This is a genomic window from Pseudomonas sp. K2I15 (assembly GCF_002204795.1).
Lineage (GTDB): Bacteria > Pseudomonadota > Gammaproteobacteria > Pseudomonadales > Pseudomonadaceae > Aquipseudomonas.
Genome location: NZ_NIXO01000021.1, coordinates 82,489 through 98,696, shown reverse-complemented (window position 1 = coordinate 98,696; position 16,208 = coordinate 82,489). Strand labels below are relative to the sequence as shown.

The 16,208-nt window shown below is 61.4% G+C and carries 18 protein-coding genes; 8 read left to right on the top strand and 10 right to left on the bottom strand.

Annotated elements, in window-relative coordinates:
• From CEC48_RS15050 to CEC48_RS15025, 6 genes are all read left to right on the top strand, one after another.
• The coding region (locus tag CEC48_RS15050; RefSeq protein ID WP_141099679.1) for an RHS repeat domain-containing protein at window positions 1-1,424 on the top strand (1,424 nt) is incomplete at its 5' end.
• A 1-nt stretch (window position 1,425) separates the two neighbouring features.
• The gene (locus tag CEC48_RS31100; protein WP_141099678.1) at window positions 1,426-1,809 is read left to right on the top strand and encodes a hypothetical protein; all 384 of its coding nucleotides are present in this window, start codon (window positions 1,426-1,428) and stop codon (window positions 1,807-1,809) included.
• Window positions 1,810-2,218: 409 nt separating this feature from the next.
• Window positions 2,219-2,461, top strand: a complete 243-nt coding sequence (locus tag CEC48_RS15040; protein ID WP_003209964.1) for an exodeoxyribonuclease VII small subunit — start codon at window positions 2,219-2,221, stop codon at window positions 2,459-2,461.
• Window positions 2,458-3,345, top strand: a complete 888-nt coding sequence (locus CEC48_RS15035) for a polyprenyl synthetase family protein (RefSeq protein ID WP_088424457.1) — start codon at window positions 2,458-2,460, stop codon at window positions 3,343-3,345. Before CEC48_RS15040 ends, CEC48_RS15035 begins: the two co-directional genes overlap by 4 nt.
• Window positions 3,346-3,456: 111 nt before the next feature.
• Window positions 3,457-5,355 carry a 1-deoxy-D-xylulose-5-phosphate synthase gene (gene dxs, locus CEC48_RS15030; RefSeq protein WP_088424456.1) on the top strand — a complete coding sequence of 633 codons (1,899 nt, stop codon included), beginning with the start codon at window positions 3,457-3,459 and terminating at the stop codon, window positions 5,353-5,355.
• 141 nt (window positions 5,356-5,496) lie between these two features.
• On the top strand, window positions 5,497-7,392 hold the full coding sequence (locus CEC48_RS15025; protein WP_088424455.1) for a TonB-dependent receptor domain-containing protein: 1,896 nt from the start codon (window positions 5,497-5,499) through the stop codon (window positions 7,390-7,392).
• Between the two features lie 107 nt (window positions 7,393-7,499).
• On the opposite strand, the gene CEC48_RS15020 is transcribed toward CEC48_RS15025, so the two are convergent.
• From CEC48_RS15020 to nrdR, 10 genes are all read right to left on the bottom strand, one after another.
• Window positions 7,500-8,297, bottom strand: coding sequence for a cobalamin-binding protein (locus tag CEC48_RS15020; RefSeq protein ID WP_088424454.1), 798 nt, complete (start codon window positions 8,295-8,297; stop codon window positions 7,500-7,502).
• Window positions 8,297-8,716 (bottom strand): nuclear FMR1 interacting 1 family protein, encoded by a 420-nt coding sequence (locus CEC48_RS15015; protein WP_008436498.1) that lies wholly within the window; start codon window positions 8,714-8,716, stop codon window positions 8,297-8,299. Before CEC48_RS15015 ends, CEC48_RS15020 begins: the two co-directional genes overlap by 1 nt.
• Complete coding sequence (gene ribA, locus CEC48_RS15010) at window positions 8,713-9,330, bottom strand: GTP cyclohydrolase II (RefSeq protein WP_088424453.1); 618 nt, start codon at window positions 9,328-9,330, stop codon at window positions 8,713-8,715. The genes CEC48_RS15015 and ribA overlap by 4 nt, the downstream gene beginning before the upstream one ends.
• Window positions 9,331-9,458: 128 nt before the next feature.
• Window positions 9,459-10,412: a thiamine-phosphate kinase gene (gene thiL, locus CEC48_RS15005; RefSeq protein ID WP_088424452.1), complete on the bottom strand. Its 954-nt coding sequence runs from the start codon at window positions 10,410-10,412 to the stop codon at window positions 9,459-9,461.
• A gap of 18 nt (window positions 10,413-10,430) precedes the next feature.
• Window positions 10,431-10,931, bottom strand: a complete 501-nt coding sequence (nusB, locus tag CEC48_RS15000; protein WP_088424451.1) for a transcription antitermination factor NusB — start codon at window positions 10,929-10,931, stop codon at window positions 10,431-10,433.
• Window positions 10,928-11,404, bottom strand: coding sequence for a 6,7-dimethyl-8-ribityllumazine synthase (gene ribE, locus CEC48_RS14995; RefSeq protein WP_003209986.1), 477 nt, complete (start codon window positions 11,402-11,404; stop codon window positions 10,928-10,930). Before ribE ends, nusB begins: the two co-directional genes overlap by 4 nt.
• A 90-nt stretch (window positions 11,405-11,494) precedes the next feature.
• Window positions 11,495-12,586 carry a bifunctional 3,4-dihydroxy-2-butanone-4-phosphate synthase/GTP cyclohydrolase II gene (ribBA, locus tag CEC48_RS14990; RefSeq protein ID WP_088424450.1) on the bottom strand — a complete coding sequence of 364 codons (1,092 nt, stop codon included), beginning with the start codon at window positions 12,584-12,586 and terminating at the stop codon, window positions 11,495-11,497.
• Window positions 12,587-12,602: 16 nt separating this feature from the next.
• Window positions 12,603-13,265: a riboflavin synthase gene (locus tag CEC48_RS14985; RefSeq protein ID WP_088424449.1), complete on the bottom strand. Its 663-nt coding sequence runs from the start codon at window positions 13,263-13,265 to the stop codon at window positions 12,603-12,605.
• 34 nt (window positions 13,266-13,299) lie between these two features.
• Window positions 13,300-14,436 carry a bifunctional diaminohydroxyphosphoribosylaminopyrimidine deaminase/5-amino-6-(5-phosphoribosylamino)uracil reductase RibD gene (gene ribD, locus CEC48_RS14980; protein WP_088424448.1) on the bottom strand — a complete coding sequence of 379 codons (1,137 nt, stop codon included), beginning with the start codon at window positions 14,434-14,436 and terminating at the stop codon, window positions 13,300-13,302.
• A complete protein-coding gene (gene nrdR / locus CEC48_RS14975) occupies window positions 14,433-14,903 on the bottom strand; it encodes a transcriptional regulator NrdR (protein ID WP_003209990.1) in 471 nt (156 codons plus the stop codon). The genes ribD and nrdR overlap by 4 nt, the downstream gene beginning before the upstream one ends.
• Before the next feature lie 139 nt (window positions 14,904-15,042).
• On the opposite strand from nrdR, the gene CEC48_RS14970 reads away from it, so the two are divergent.
• Together CEC48_RS14970 and CEC48_RS14965 are read left to right on the top strand one after the other, a co-directional pair.
• Window positions 15,043-15,501 carry a YbaY family lipoprotein gene (locus CEC48_RS14970; protein ID WP_088424447.1) on the top strand — a complete coding sequence of 153 codons (459 nt, stop codon included), beginning with the start codon at window positions 15,043-15,045 and terminating at the stop codon, window positions 15,499-15,501.
• Window positions 15,498-16,178, top strand: a complete 681-nt coding sequence (locus CEC48_RS14965) for a methyltransferase (RefSeq protein ID WP_088424446.1) — start codon at window positions 15,498-15,500, stop codon at window positions 16,176-16,178. The genes CEC48_RS14970 and CEC48_RS14965 overlap by 4 nt, the downstream gene beginning before the upstream one ends.
• Window positions 16,179-16,208: the final 30 nt, after the last annotated feature.

Below are 16,208 nucleotides of genomic sequence, written 5' to 3'. Positions count from 1 at the left end.
ACGGTAACCCGCTCACCTCGCACCTGTTCAAATCCGGCCGCGAACATCAACGCCAACAAGGCCAACTCCTAAGCCACTACCACTACGACGACCAGGGCCGCCTGCACGCCCACGCCATCACCCAACAAGAACAGCGTCACCAGCGCCGCTGGTACGACTACGACAAACGCGGCAACCTCACCCGCATCCTCGACACCCGCAAAGGCCAACACGACTACCACTACGACCCGCTCGACCGCCTGACCCGCGCCAACCACGAGCAAGACCTGCAAGAACGCTTCGTCCACGACCCGGCGGGCAACCTGCTGATGCAAGACCGCGTCGGGCCGAGTGTGATCAAAGGCAACCGCCTGCTGATGCAAGGCGACCGTCATTACGACTACGACGCCTTCGGCAACCTCCTACGCGAGCGTCGGGGCCGTGCCCAGCAGTTGGTCACCGAATACCGCTACGACTGCCAACACCGCCTGACCAGCGTCACCCAACCCGACGGCAGCCAGGCCAGCTATCGCTATGACCCGTTTGGACGGCGCATCGCCAAAACGATAAACGGCCAAACCACTGAGTTTTTCTGGCAAGGCGACATGTTGGTCGCCGAGCACAGCGCCGATCACCACCAAAGCTATATCTACGAACCCAACAGCTTCCGCCCGTTAGCGCTGCTGAAAGGCTACGGCCCGGAAGACGTAAAACCCTTCCACTACCAACTCGACCACCTCGGCACGCCACAAGAACTCACTGCCCCAAACGGCGAAATTGTCTGGTCCGCGCACTACCGCGCCTATGGCCAAATCGCGAAGCTGGACGTCAACACCGTTACCACCCCGCTGCGCTTCCAGGGCCAATATTTCGACCCGGAAAGCGGGCTGCACTACAACCGTCATCGCTACTACAATCCGGATATTGGTCGCTATCTGACGCCCGATCCGGTGAAACTGGCGGGTGGGCTGAACGGATACCAGTACGTGCCCAACCCTACGGGGTGGGTGGATCCGTTGGGGTTGAATACCTGTCCGGGTGGGGATGGATGCAAACCGGCAATAGAGGTGGAGGAGCCGGCGAACAAGACAGGGGCTGATAAAGGTGAGCCCGTTCTCCCCGCCGCCTCGAACACTCCAGCCAACATGGGTTACCACAAGGAAACCTACGCAAATAAACCGGTAAGGCCCCAAGACGCTACTCAAAAATGGGAGGATTTCCTAGGTGATGGCCCCCATACGAATACTCATCCGAGGACCGGGGAATCAGACCCTGACAGACTGGTTTCTGCAGATGGGAAAAGAAGTATTCGTTATGGTGTTCATGAAATGTACAGCAAGCCAACCAAACATCATTATCACGAAGAAATATGGACCCTTGAGCTTGAAACCAAGACGATGAACGTGGATAACACGGTAGTCAGAGTTCCCTTACTGAAGAAATAGAATGATTGTAAAAATAGCGGACGTATTTTCAAAAGACAGCACATTGCATGTGAGTTTTCGCTCACCTGCCGGCAACGGGGTAGCAGTGTGGATTGGAAGCGCTCCTGAAGTAGGTCAACAATGCGATGTTGAATTGAATCTAGATAATATTTTTTTCTGGGGAGAAAATATTAAACCCGCAGACTCAAACGTTGATCTCTTGTATTTCAAGAACGGAGTTACGCACTTGGTGGCCGAGCTAATCTCTCTCGATGACGATAATTGCGCAGCTATAAGAATTGGCGGATCTGTTGTTCTTATTGAAATAGACGAGGCACCAGCCCAAAAGCCATGCTATGTGGATTTAACAACCACTGAAATTCAACTCCACCCAACATACGTTTAAACAAAACAAGGATCTCCCAGCACGATAGCTTTATCAGCAAGAAACGCCCCCTCTCAACAGCGTCTCATCCCATCGACGACCGCTTCATAAAGCGTCGCCCCGCTCCACTACCTTAACCACAGCAAACTCCTGGTCGACCTGACTCAATCGGGTGACCTGCGCTAAATCGCCAACGACCACCTCATCTCCCTGATAAATGCCTTGCCCTCTACCTCCAAAAACCCGATGACCGGCTTCATACGACTTCTGATCGACGGTGAGCCGAATAACCTGGCTAATCGGCTCATTCGGTGAGCCGATTAGCCAGGTTATTCGGCTCACACACACCCGCAAATCCCCCCACTCATTTGCCCCAATCCCCCATGTCTGCTAGTGTCGCGCCGGTTTACCGTCTACCGGAATAGCCGCCATGGCCCGCAAAAAAGTTGCACTCGATTTCGAACAATCCCTCGCCGACCTGCAAACCCTGGTCGAGCGGATGGAGAACGGCGAGTTGTCGCTGGAAGACTCGTTGACGGCGTTTGAGCAAGGCATCGGCCTGACCCGCGACTGCCAGAGCGCGCTGGCGCAGGCCGAGCAGAAGGTCCAGGTGTTGCTGGAACGCGACGGGGAGTTGGCCGAAGAACCTTTCGATGCGGAACAGCCTGAATGATCGACGCTTATCAGGCCGGCAGCCAGGCCCGGGTCAATGCTGCGCTGGAACCGCTGTTTATTGCGCCAAGCCCTGAGCTGAGCCGCCTGTACGAAGCCATGCGCTACAGCGTGATGAACGGCGGCAAACGCGTGCGGCCGTTGCTCGCCTACGCGGCCTGCGAAGCACTCGGCGCACAAGCGGAACAAGCCAACGGCGCCGCCTGTGCGGTGGAGTTGATTCACGCCTATTCCCTGGTACACGACGATTTGCCCGCGATGGACGACGACGATCTGCGTCGCGGCCAACCCACCACTCATAAAGCCTTTGATGAAGCCTGTGCGATTCTCGCGGGTGACGGCCTGCAAAGCCTGGCGTTCAGCGCCCTGCTTGACCCGCGCCTGAGCAGCATCAACGCCGAGATCCGCCTGCGCATGGTCACCGCGCTGGCATTGGCTGCGGGCCCGGCCGGCATGGTCGGCGGCCAAGCCATCGACATGGGCTCGGTCAGCCTCAAGCTCGATCAACAAGCCCTCGAATACATGCACCGCCGCAAGACAGGCGCGCTGATCGAAGCCGCTGTGCACCTCGGCGCCCTGGCCAGTGGCCGTGCCGAAGCTGCGCAGTTGGCAGCCTTGCAGACCTACGCGCGGGCCATCGGCCTGGCGTTCCAGGTGCAGGACGATATTCTCGACGTTGAAAGTGATACCGCAACCCTGGGCAAACGCCAGGGTGCCGATATCGCACGAGACAAACCGACTTATCCTTCGCTACTCGGCCTGGAAGCCGCCAAGGCTTACGCCCTGGAGCTGCGGGATCAGGCCCTCGATGCCCTGCGACCTTTCGACGCGGCAGCCGAGCCGTTGCGTGACCTGGCGCGGTATATCGTCGAACGCCGCCACTGACAGCACCGGCCTTTTCCACTGCATATCAGCCAAGTTCGGCGCTCTGCGTGGGCAGTTTGCGATGCTTGAGGTAAACTGCCGCCTCTTCTTATACCTATAACGATTCGCCTGATGCCCACGACGTTTCAAGAGATTCCCCGCAAGCGCCCGGCCACGCCCCTGCTGGACCGTGCCAACACGCCAGCCGGCCTGCGCCGCCTGGGTGAAGCCGAGCTGGAAACCCTGGCCGATGAGTTGCGCCTCGAATTGCTCTACACGGTCGGCCAGACCGGTGGGCATTTCGGTGCCGGCCTGGGCGTCATCGAGCTGACCATCGCGCTGCATTACGTATTCGACACCCCGGACGACCGGCTGGTGTGGGACGTGGGTCATCAGGCCTATCCGCACAAGATCCTCACCGGACGCCGCGAGCGCATGGCCAGCCTGCGCCAGAAGGACGGCATCGCCGCCTTCCCGCGCCGCTCCGAGAGCGAGTACGACACCTTTGGCGTCGGCCACTCCAGCACCTCCATCAGTGCAGCGCTGGGCATGGCCATTGCCGCCCGCCTGCAAAACAGCGATCGCAAGGCGATTGCGGTGATCGGTGATGGCGCGTTGACCGCCGGCATGGCCTTCGAGGCGCTGAACCATGCGCCGGAAGTGAACGCCAACATGCTGGTGATCCTCAACGACAACGACATGTCGATCTCGCGCAATGTCGGCGGCCTGTCGAATTACCTGGCAAAAATCCTCTCCAGCCGAACTTACGCCAGCATGCGTGAAGGCAGCAAGAAGGTGCTCTCGCGTCTGCCAGGCGCGTGGGAAATTGCCCGTCGTACCGAAGAATACGCCAAGGGTATGCTGGTGCCCGGCACCCTGTTCGAAGAGCTGGGCTGGAACTACATCGGCCCGATCGACGGCCACGACCTGCCGACCCTGATCGCCACCCTGCGCAACATGCGTGACCTCAAAGGCCCGCAGTTCCTACACATCGTCACCAAGAAAGGCAAAGGCTTCGCCCCGGCGGAAGTCGATCCGATTGGTTACCACGCGATCACCAAGCTTGAACCGCTGAACGCCCCGGCCACCGCGCCGAAGAAGCCCGGCGGGCCGAAGTATTCCGGCGTGTTTGGCGAGTGGCTGTGCGACATGGCCGCCGCCGACCCGCGCCTGGTGGGCATCACCCCGGCGATGAAGGAAGGTTCTGACCTGGTGGCGTTCAGCGAGCGTTTCCCGCTGCGCTATTTCGATGTGGCCATCGCCGAGCAGCACGCGGTGACGTTCGCCGCGGGCATGGCCTGTGAAGGCGCCAAGCCGGTGGTAGCGATCTATTCCACGTTCCTGCAACGCGGTTATGACCAACTGATACATGACGTCGCGGTGCAGAACCTCGACGTGCTGTTCGCCATCGACCGTGCCGGTTTGGTGGGCGAAGACGGCCCGACTCACGCGGGCAGTTTCGACCTGTCGTACCTGCGTTGCATCCCCGGCATGCTGGTGATGACCCCGAGTGACGAGAACGAACTGCGCAAGATGCTCAGCACCGGCCACCTGTACAACGGGCCGGCAGCTGTGCGTTATCCGCGTGGGAATGGTCCGAATGCCGTGATCGAAAAGGACCTTGAGCCTATCGAAATCGGCAAGGGCATCGTCCGTCGCCAGGGCAGCAACGTTGCACTGCTGGTGTTCGGCGTGCAATTGGCCGAAGCCTTGAAAGTGGCCGAGAAGATCGACGCCACGGTGGTGGACATGCGTTTCGTCAAACCACTGGATGAAGCCTTGGTGCGCGAGATCGCCGGTAGCCATGAGCTGCTGGTGACCCTCGAAGAAAACGCCATCATGGGTGGCGCCGGTGCGGCGGTCAGTGAGTTCCTGGCGCGGGAGAACATCCTCAAGTCAGTGCTGCATTTGGGCTTGCCAGATATGTATGTCGAGCATGCCAAGCCTGCGCAGATGCTGGCCGAGTGCGGGCTGGATGAGGCGGGTATTGAAACTTCGGTTCGTCAGCGCATGACACTGCTCGGTCTGTAGAAACGCAATTAAAAATGTGGGAGCGGGCTTGCTCGCGAAAGCAGTGTGTCAGTCAACAGATGTATTGGCTGACACTACGCCTTCGCGAACAAGCCCGCTCCCACATTTGTTTTATGCCATTTTCAAATGCTACGGACAGCCATGAACCGCCTTCGTTTTGCCCTGCCCCTTCTGTTATTGCCAACCACCGACCTACTCGCCGACAGCTTCGAGCGCGACGAAGCCCTGAAACTTCCCGACGTAGTGATCAGCGCCAACCGCCAGGTGCAAGCGCGCAACGACAGCAGCGCCGCCAACACCGTCTTCACCCGCGATGACATCGACCGCCTGCAACCCACCAGCGTGACCGACCTGCTCAGCCGCGTGCCCGGCGTACAGGTTTCGCAAGCCGGTGGCCGTGGCAGCCTGGCGAGCATTTACATTCGCGGCACCAAATCGGCCCAAAGCCTGGTGCTGGTAGACGGCCAGCGCATCGGCAACTCGACCTCCGGCGACAGCAACCTGCAGCACCTGAACATCCAGCAGATCGAACGGGTGGAAGTGTTGCGCGGTTCGCGCTCGGTGATCTACGGCAGCGATGCGATTGGCGGGGTGATTCAGATCTTCACCCGGCGCGGTAACGAATCCGGCCTGCAGCCCCGCGTGCATGTGGGATTTGGCAGCAACCAGACGTGGGAACGCAGCCTGGGCTTGTCCGGCGGCGACGGGCAAACCCGCTTCAACCTCGGCGCCAGCCTGGATGACACCGCCGGCATCGATCGCACCCACGCCTCCTACCCAAGTGACGGCGACCATGATGCCTATCGCAACCAGTCCACCCGTTTCAGCCTGAGCCACGCCTTCAACGATGACCTCGAAGCGGGCGTGAACGTGCTGGATAACCGTGGCAAAAACGAATTCGACAGCCCGTTCGGTCGCTTTGATACGGCCACCTTCCAAAGCTTCCAGCAGAAGCCCTACAACGACTTCACCGTGAGCAGCATCGGCAGCTATGTCGACGCACGCATCAATGACGCGTGGAGCTCCCGCGTAGAAATGGGCCACAGCGAAAACCGCGAACAAACCCGGGACAAGCTCAGCGACGAACGCAGTGTGTTCAACACCTACCGCAACTCGCTGAACTGGCAGAACGACCTGACCCTCAACGACCAGAACAGCCTGATCCTGGGCGGCGACTGGTACGAAGACCGGGTCAACAGCAGCGCCCAACTCAATGAAAACAGTCGCTGGAACCGCGCCGCGTTTATCCAGCATCGTTTTCAAACCCAGCATTTCTCCACCGAACTGGGCCTGCGCCGCGACCAGAACCAACAGTTCGGCCGCCACAACAGCTGGAGCGGCACCTTCACCCTGCCGCTGAACCCGGACAATGACCTGCTGTTGAGCTACAGCGAAGGCTTCCGTGCGCCGACCTTCAACGACCTCTACTACCCGGATGATAGCTACGGGAAAAACAGCAACCCGAACCTCAAGCCCGAAACCTCGAAAAGCTACGAAGTGCAGTGGCGCAGCCAACTCAGCGACACCAGCCGACTGGAAGCCTCGCTGTACCGCACCGATATTCAGGATGCGATTGTGTTCGCCAGCAACGGCCCGCAAAACGTCAGCTCGGCGCGTATCAATGGCTTTGAGGCGGCGCTCAAGCAAGAGTTGTTCGGCTGGCAAAGTAGCCTCGGCATTGCACTGATCGACCCACAGGACCGCGACACCGGGCGCACACTGGCGCGCAGAGCCAGGCGCACCGTGAGCCTGGACCTGGATCGTCAATTCGATAAGCTCGGCGTCGGCACCAGCTGGCAGGCGGTGAGCAGCAGCTATGACGACGCGGCGAATCAGCAATCCATGGGCGGTTATGGCTTGCTCGGGCTACGAGGCAGTTGGGCGGTGAATAATGAGATCAAGCTGGAAATGAAGCTCGATAACCTGCTGAACAAAGACTACAGCCGGGCGCTGTATCAGTATCAAGGCCAGCAGTATGGTTATCGGGAAGAAGGCCGCGCGCTGATGTTCGGCGTCACCTGGACCCCGGAACTCTAAGTCGTCTGCACCGGCCCCATCGCGGGCAAGCCCGGCTCTCACAGGGGACCGTGTTTATCCAGACGACTCGGTCAAATGTGGGAGCTGGCTTGCCTGCGATAGCGGTCTTACAGCCCCGGTGCAAGCACCTGACACAACCGCGCCACAGCCTCCAGCATCTGCCCGCTGGGCCGCTCCAGGCCCTTGTCGGGCACCAGCAGCAAATGCCCGGCCGCCACCGCCGCCACTTGGGGCCAGGCCTTCCAGGCATCCAGCTGCGCTTGATCGCCCGCCAGAATCACCTCGGGATTGCGCTGCAACACCGACTCAATGCTGACCTGCGGCGCCGGCAACTTGAGGTCGTCGAATACATTGCGCGCCCCGCACACACCCAGCGCATCGCTGATGATCTGCCCGCCGCCAACGGTGTACAGCGGCTGGTTCCACACCTGATAAAACACCCGCAACGGCTCGGCCCGGTAATAGCGCAGGCGCAGGTCGGCCAAGCGCTGACGCAACTGCGCGGCCAATTGACGGCCAGCGTCATCCCGCCCCAATTGCCGGGCAATGGTTTCGACCTGTGAAGTGAGTTGTTCGAGGCTGTGGGGTTCGGCGACAAACACCGGGATGTTCAAGCGCTGAAGTTGCTCACGCTGCGCGGGGCCGACGCTGCCGGGCCAGAGCAGGATCAGGTCCGGCTTGAGGCTGAGCAGCCGCTCCATGTCCAACTGCCCGTAGCGCCCGACTGACGGCACGTTCGCCAACGCAGAAGGCCGCTCGCCGCCATCCAGCACGCCCACCAGCAAATCGGCAGCGCCCAGCTCAACAACGATTTCAGACAAGGAAGGTGCAAGGCTCACAACCCGCTCAACCGCCGAAACCTGGGCCGCGACGACCAGCAGCAACATCGCAAGCCAAGCGCGCATCAACCCAACTGACGCGGAATGCGGTAGAGGTAGAACAGCACCAGGGTCGACAGCGCCAGCAGAAACAACGGCACCGCCTCCAGCCCCACAAACACCGCCAGCGCGCCGACCCAGGCTGGCAGCGCGGCCACCAGCAACGCCACACGGCGACGGGCCGCGAGGGTGATCCAGGCAGCCGGTTCTTCGGGGGTATCGAGGGCTTTGCCGGTGGCGATCAGCGCGTGTTTATAGCCATGGAAGTAACGCAGGCTGACAAACATCGACGCCACGCCTGCGATAAAAAACGGCATTGCCAGCACCGGCAGCAAGGGCTCGGCCTTGCCAAACACCAGGTTGATCACAAACAACGGCGCCAGCGCCAACGCCAGGTATTGCCACCAGTTAAACGACAGTCGCCGCTTGACCTGGCCGCGCGTCACGCCCGGTCGGCCTCGCCCTGATGCTCGTTGCCCATCATGTGGTCGAGCTTGCTGGCCTTGGTGGCCAGGTAGAGTTTGTTGTGCGGGTTGTGGCCGGTGTGCAGCGGCACGCGCTCGGCGACGGTGATGCCCATGTCGGTCAAGGCTTTGACCTTGCGTGGGTTGTTGGTCATCAAGCGCAGGGATTTGACGCCCAAGTGCTGGAGCATCGGCAGGCAGATCGCATAGTCACGTTGGTCGGCAGCAAAGCCCAGACGCTCGTTGGCTTCAACGGTGTCGGCGCCGCCATCTTGCAGCTCGTAGGCGCGGATCTTGTTCAGCAGGCCAATGCCACGGCCTTCCTGACGCAAGTACAGCAACACGCCACGGCCTTCGCGTGCGATGGCCTGCATGGCGGCTTCCAGTTGCGAGCCGCAGTCACAGCGCTGGCTGAACAGGGCGTCGCCGGTCAGGCATTCAGAGTGCAAGCGGCCGAGAACCGGAGCGCCGTCGGCCACATCACCGAGGCTCAGAACAACGTGTTCGCGCCCGGTGGCTTGTTCAAGAAAGCCATTCATGGTGAACGTGGCAAAAGGGGTTGGCAGCTTGGAAGCGGCAACGAAAACGACGGGCACCGTGTGCTCCTGATTTCAGATTTCACAGGGGATAGATTGTAACAGCAGGTTCCTACAGACGCTTAAGCTGAATTGTCGCTGATAAAGATCAATCGGTTCGATTGGCCTTCAGCTTGGTTCTATGCTGTTCAGAAATGTTGATAGCCACGGATGGCTGGCGTGATGTCCTGGCCAGCCGCGTCCAGCAGTGTAACGCCCTGCCCCGCCTCGACCCGGCCGATCACATGCACCGGCACACCGGCCGCCAGCAACGGCGCCAGCTCGACAGGCGGCAAGGTGAACGCCAGCACGTAGTCATCACCGCCACTCAATGCAGCCACCCGGGCATCGGCGTCGCCGACAAATGCGAGTAAGGCCGCCGACAACGGCAATTGTTGCTGCTCGATCAACAAGCTGACAGCCGAAGCCTTGGCGATATGCCCGCAATCAGCCAAAAGGCCGTCGGAAATATCCATCGCGGACGTCGCCTTGCCCCGCAGCGCCAAGCCCAGCGCCAACTGTGGTTGTGGCGACCAGTAATGGGCCAGCAGCGGCTCGGCAATAGCGGCCTCTGCCGTGCGCTGCCCCAACACCAGCGGCAATGCGCCCGCCGCGTTGCCCAGTTCACCGCCCACACACAGCAAGTCGCCAGGCTGCGCGCCGCTGCGGGTCAATGCCTGGCCCGCCGGCACCCGGCCAAACACGGTCATGGTCAGGCTCAGCGGCCCACGGGTTGTGTCGCCACCCACCAAAACCACACCGCAATTCTGCGCCATGACGTTCAAACCCTGGGCATAGCGTTGCAGCCAATCGGCATCAACCGTCGGAGTCGTCAGGGCAAGGGTAAAAGCAAGGGGATTGGCGCCCATGGCTGCCAGGTCGCTGACTGCCACGGCCAGCGAGCGCTGGCCGAGCAGAAACGGATCGCAGGGGTCGGCAAAATGCACGCCGGCCACCAAGGTATCGGTAGAAATCGCCAGCTGTTCCCCGGGAGGAACCGCCAGCAAGGCGCAGTCGTCGCCAATCCCCAGTGCAATGCCTTTGCCGCCCTGCGCACAAGGCGCGGCGGCGAAGTAGTTGCGGATCAGCTCAAACTCGCCCATTGCGTCAGCAAGCGCCAGTTAGCGCTTGTACGCCTTCACTTCGGCTTCACGCAGGCGCGGGGCCAGCTTGTCGAGCACGCCGTTGACGAATTTGTGACCGTCGGTGGAACCGTAGACTTTCGCCAGTTCGATCCCTTCGTTGATCACTACGCGGTACGGCACGTCGACGCGCTTGAGCAGTTCCCAGGTGGACAGGCGCAATACGGCCAGTTCAACCGGGTCCAGCTCGTCGATCGCGAGGTCCAGGCACGGCGTCAGTGCAGCGTCGATCTCGGCCAGGTTGGCCGGAACACCGTGCAGGATGTCGTGGAAGTAGCTGGCATCGGCCGCGCTGAAATCGTTGTCGACGCGAAACTGCGCCTCGATTTCATTCAGCGAGGTTTTCGCCATGTGGCGCTGGTACAAGGCCTGGGTCGCGAGCTGGCGGGCCGAACGACGCTTTTCGCTTTTCGATGGCTTGCCGGCGTCTGCTGGGCGCGGGTCCTGGGGGTTGAACTGATCGCTGTCGTCGCTAATCACTTGGCCTCCAACTGTGCCAGCAGGCTGACCATTTCCAGGGCGGACAGGGCAGCTTCAGCACCTTTGTTGCCGGCCTTGGTGCCGGAACGTTCGATGGCTTGCTCGATGGAATCCACGGTCAGCACGCCAAAGGCAACCGGCACGCCGAACTCCATGGACACCTGGGCCAAGCCCTTGGTGCATTCGCCAGCCACGTATTCGAAGTGCGGAGTACCGCCACGAATGACCGCGCCCAGGGCGATGATCGCCGCGTATTCACCCTGCTGTGCAACTTTCTGCGCAACCAGTGGAATTTCGAAGGCGCCAGGAGCGCGGATGATAGTGATGTCGCTTTCGCTCACACCGTGGCGAACCAGGGCATCCACGGCACCGCTTACCAGGCTTTCAACCACGAAGCTGTTGAAGCGGCCAACCACCAGGGCATAGCGGCCTTTGGGGGCAATGAAGGTACCTTCGATGGTCTTCAGGGTCATTCGACAAATCTCTTAAAGAGCCGGGACGCGCTTAGTGCGCGCCCCTCAGTGATATTTGAACCGCGAACAAGGGGTAAACAACGCCGGCCTTTATTCGGAGGGCACGTATTCTACTACTTCCAGGTCGAAACCGGATATGGCATTAAATTTCATCGGTGCGCTCATCAAGCGCATTTTGCGTACGCCCAGGTCCCGCAGGATCTGCGAACCGGCACCGACGATGCTGTAGGTGGTCGGCTTTTTCACCGGCACGTGGTCGGCGGTTTCGCGGATATGCGCCAGCAACACGTCGCCATCCACCGGGTTACCCAGCAGCAAAACAACACCGCTACCGGCCTCGGACACCGCAGACATCGCGGCCCGCAGGCTCCAGCGCCCCGGTTGCTTGACCATCAGCAGGTCGCGCAACGGGTCCATGTTGTGCACCCGCACCAGGGTCGGTTCTTCAGCGCAGATGGTGCCCAGGGTCAGGGCCATGTGCACGTCGCCTTCCACCGAATCACGATAGGTCACCAGGTTGAACTGGCCCAGTTCGCTGTCCAGCGGCTGCTCGGCAATCCGCTGAACGGTACGTTCGTGGATCATCCGGTAGTGAATCAGGTCGGCAATGGTGCCGATCTTGATGTTGTGCAGCGCGGCGAACTCTTCCAGCTCGGCGCGACGGGACATGGTGCCGTCGTCGTTCATCACTTCGCAGATCACACCGCTCGGCTCGAAACCGGCCATGCGCGCCAGGTCGCAGGCAGCTTCGGTGTGGCCGGCGCGGGCCAGGGTGCCACCCGGTTGAGCCATCAGCGGGAAGATGTGGCCCGGGCTGACGATGTCTTCGGCCTTGGCGTCTTTCGCGGCGGCGGCTTGTACGGTGCGGGCGCGGTCAGCAGCGGAGATGCCGGTGGTCACACCGGTAGTGGCTTCGATGGACACGGTGAACTTGGTGCCGAACCCCGAACCGTTGCGCGGCGCCATCAGCGGCAGCTTCAACAGCTCACAGCGCTCGCGGCTCATCGGCATACAGATCAGGCCACGGGCGTGCTTGGCCATGAAGTTGATGTGTTCCGGCTGGCACAGTTCGGCGGCCATGATCAGATCGCCTTCGTTCTCGCGATCCTCGTCATCCATAAGGATGACCATCTTGCCTTGGCGGATGTCTTCAACCAGTTCTTCGATGCTATTGAGCGCCACGCGGCACCCCCTTGGGTCAGGATTTCAGGTAGCCATTGGCGGCTAAAAAACTTTCGGTAATGTTCCCGGCAGCAGGCTCTGCGGCCTTATCGCCCATAAGCAGGCGTTCCAGGTAACGGGCAAGCAAGTCGACTTCCAGATTCACCCGGCGACCTGGCTGGTACGACGCCATGATGGTTTCGCTCAGGGTGTGGGGAATGATGGTCAGTTCAAATTCGGCGCCATTCACGGCGTTCACGGTCAGGCTGGTGCCGTCGACGGTGATCGAGCCTTTGTGGGCGATGTACTTGGCCAGCTCTTTCGGTGCACGAATGCGGAATTCCACGGCACGCGCGTTTTCGCTGCGGGCGACGACTTCGCCCACACCGTCGACGTGGCCGCTGACCAGGTGCCCACCGAGGCGGGTGGTGGGGGTCAGGGCTTTTTCCAGGTTCACCGGGCTGCCGCTCTTGAGGTCGTTCATCGCGGTGCAATCCAGGGTTTCCCGGCTGACATCGGCGGCAAAGCCGTTGCCAGGCAACTCGACGACGGTCAGGCACACACCGCTGACGGCGATGCTGTCGCCCAGTTTGACGTCGCTCAGGTCGAGCTTGCCGGTTTCAACCAGCACGCGTACGTCGCCGCCTTTTGGGGTCAATGCACGGATGCTGCCGATGGATTCGATAATGCCGGTGAACATGCAGTTCTCCTGAAGACGTGGCGCAGGCCGGGAATTATACGCTCGCTGATGGCAGAGGGATGGCAGTGACTCGCCAGTCGTCGCCTACAGCGCGCATTTCAGTGATCTTGAGTTGGGGGGCTTCGCTGAGTTTCTCAAGCGGCCAGTCCAATAAAGGCCGGGCAGCGGAGCCGAGGAACTTGCCGGCGACGAATATCACGTACTCGTCCACCAGGCCCTGCTGGGCGAAGGCGCCAGCCAGGCTTGGGCCGGCCTCCACCAACACTTCGTTGACGCCACGGGCCGCCAGGGCCACCAGCGCGGAACGCAGGTCGACCTGGCCGTCGACACCCGGCACCACCAGGCACTCGGGGCCTGTGGGGTATTGGTTGTCTGGCGTCACGCAGGTGATCACCAGCGCGGGGCCGGCCTTGAAGAACGGCGCATTCAGCGGCACCCGCAGGCGGCCGTCGATCAATACGCGCAGCGGCGGACGGGACATCGCCAGGGCCGTGGTTTCTTCATCCAGGCCCAGCTCGGCAGCGCGCACGGTCAGGCGGGCGCCATCGGCCAGCACCGTGTCGGCGCCGGTCAGCACCACACTGGCCTGGGCCCGCAGGCGTTGCACGGCGGCACGCGCGGCCGGGCCGGTGATCCATTGGCTTTCGCCATTGGCCATCGCGGTGCGGCCGTCCAGGCTCATGGCCAACTTGACCCGCACAAACGGCAGGCCATGTTCCATGCGCTTGAGAAAGCCAGGGTTAAGCGCCCGCGCTTCGTTTTCCAGCAAACCGCTGTAGGTTTCGATCCCGGCCTGGGCCAGACGGCGCATGCCGCGCCCGGCGACTTCCGGATTCGGGTCCTGCATCGCCGCGACAACGCGAGCCAAACGCGCATTCACCAACGCATCGGCGCACGGCGGCGTGTGCCCGTGGTGGCTGCACGGCTCAAGGGTCACGTAGGCCGTGGCGCCGCGGGCTTTATCACCCGCAGCCCGCAGGGCGTGGACTTCCGCATGGGGCTCACCGGTGCGCACGTGCCAGCCTTCGCCGACAATCTGCCCGTCACGCACAATCACGCAGCCAACCCGTGGGTTGGGGTGGGTGGTGTACAGGCCCTTGCGCGCCAATTCCAGGGCACGCGCCATGTAATGGGCGTCGAGCACCGCTTGTTCTGCCGAAGGTGGGTTCATTCTTTTACCGGCTCACGGGCCAGGCGGTCGATCTCTTCGCGGAACTCGTTGAGGTCCTGGAAGCGTCGATACACCGAGGCGAAACGGATATAGGCGACTTCGTCGAGCTTTTGCAGCTCGCCCATCACCAGTTCTCCAACCACCAGGGATTTGACTTCGCGCTCGCCGGTGGCACGCAGCTTGTGCTTGATATGCACCAGTGCCGCTTCCAGCCGCTCGACACTCACCGGGCGTTTTTCCAGGGCGCGCTGCATTCCGGCGCGCAGTTTTTCTTCGTCGAAAGGCTGGCGACTGCCGTCGGTCTTGATCAGACGTGGCAATACCAGTTCGGCGGTTTCGAAGGTGGTGAAACGTTCACCGCAGCCAGAGGCCAGGCATTCACGCCGGCGACGCACCTGTTCGCCCTCGGCGACCAGACGCGAGTCAATGACCTTGGTGTCGTTGGCACCGCAGAAGGGACAGTGCATGGTGGCAGGCAACAAAAAATGGGAGGGCCATGGTAGCGCATCCCCGTGGCAAGACAAGCCATAGCCTTTACGGTATATAGGCTGACTATTATGTTTCATATTTTTTAAGCCACGGATTTTGTCCTTTCTGGAGCCGTACATGCAGTTACGACCACTTGTTTTGCTCACGTTGCTTGGTTTCCTGGTCGCCTGCAGCAGCCATACCCCAAAACCCGCGCCGCCCGCTCCGGCGCCGCAACAAGAGAAAAAACTGCCTGGCGTGGAAGAAGACCTGGGCCCGTTGCCCGCCTACCAGCGTGAAGTCAGCGGCCAATTGAACGGCGTACCGGCCGGTGCCGAAGTCGAACTGGCGCTGCTGGTGATCGACGAACGTTCGCGCCCACAACAACTACTCACCAGCAGCGTGCTGATCGGCAACAACAAGCCGTTGGCCTTCCGCCTGCGCTTTAACCCCGAAGCATTCCCGGCGGGTGCCCGCGTTGAACTGCGCGGCCGCGCGAGCCAGTCCGGCCAGTTGATCCTGCACCTGCCGCCTGTGCGCATCACCCAAGCGATCACCCAGACCACCGGCCCGCTGCAACTCGTTACCGCACCATGACACCACCGCTGGACCTGCAACGCGCCCTCAGCGACCTGATCGGCGACGCCCAACTGGTGCCCTGCCCGCTACCGGGCACCGCGTTGTCGTTGTGGCTGCTGGACGCCGACAACATGGACCGCGCCTTCAGCCCCGAAGAGACCCGACGCATCCTGCATGAGCCGCCGTACTGGTGCTTTTGCTGGGCCAGCGGTTTGGCGATGGCCCGATACTTGGCGGCCAACCCCGAGTGGGTCGCGGGTAAACGCGTGCTGGATTTTGGCGCGGGTTCGGGCGTTGCCGGGATCGCCGCTGTCAAAGCGGGAGCGTTGGAAGTGGTGGCGTGCGATCTCGACCCACTGGCGTTGGCAGCCTGCCAGGCGAATGCCGAACTCAACGGCGTGACACTGGGCTATTGCGCGGACTTCTTCGCCGAGGCCGACCGTTTCGACCTGATTCTGGTCGCCGATGTGCTGTACGACCGGGCAAACCTGCCGCTGCTGGACCAATTCCTCACCCGTGCCCGCGAAGCGCTGGTCGCCGATTCCCGGGTTCGGGACTTCCAGCACCCGGCTTATCAGCGCCTGGAAATCCTCGACGCCCTGACCCTGCCCGACCTGGCCGAGCCCGGGGAGTTTCGCAAGGTGAGCCTGTACCATTCGCGGCGCGCTTTCAGCCAACCCCACCAACCCTTATAGTTGCCCAATTCCTGCTTTCTTCGAGATACC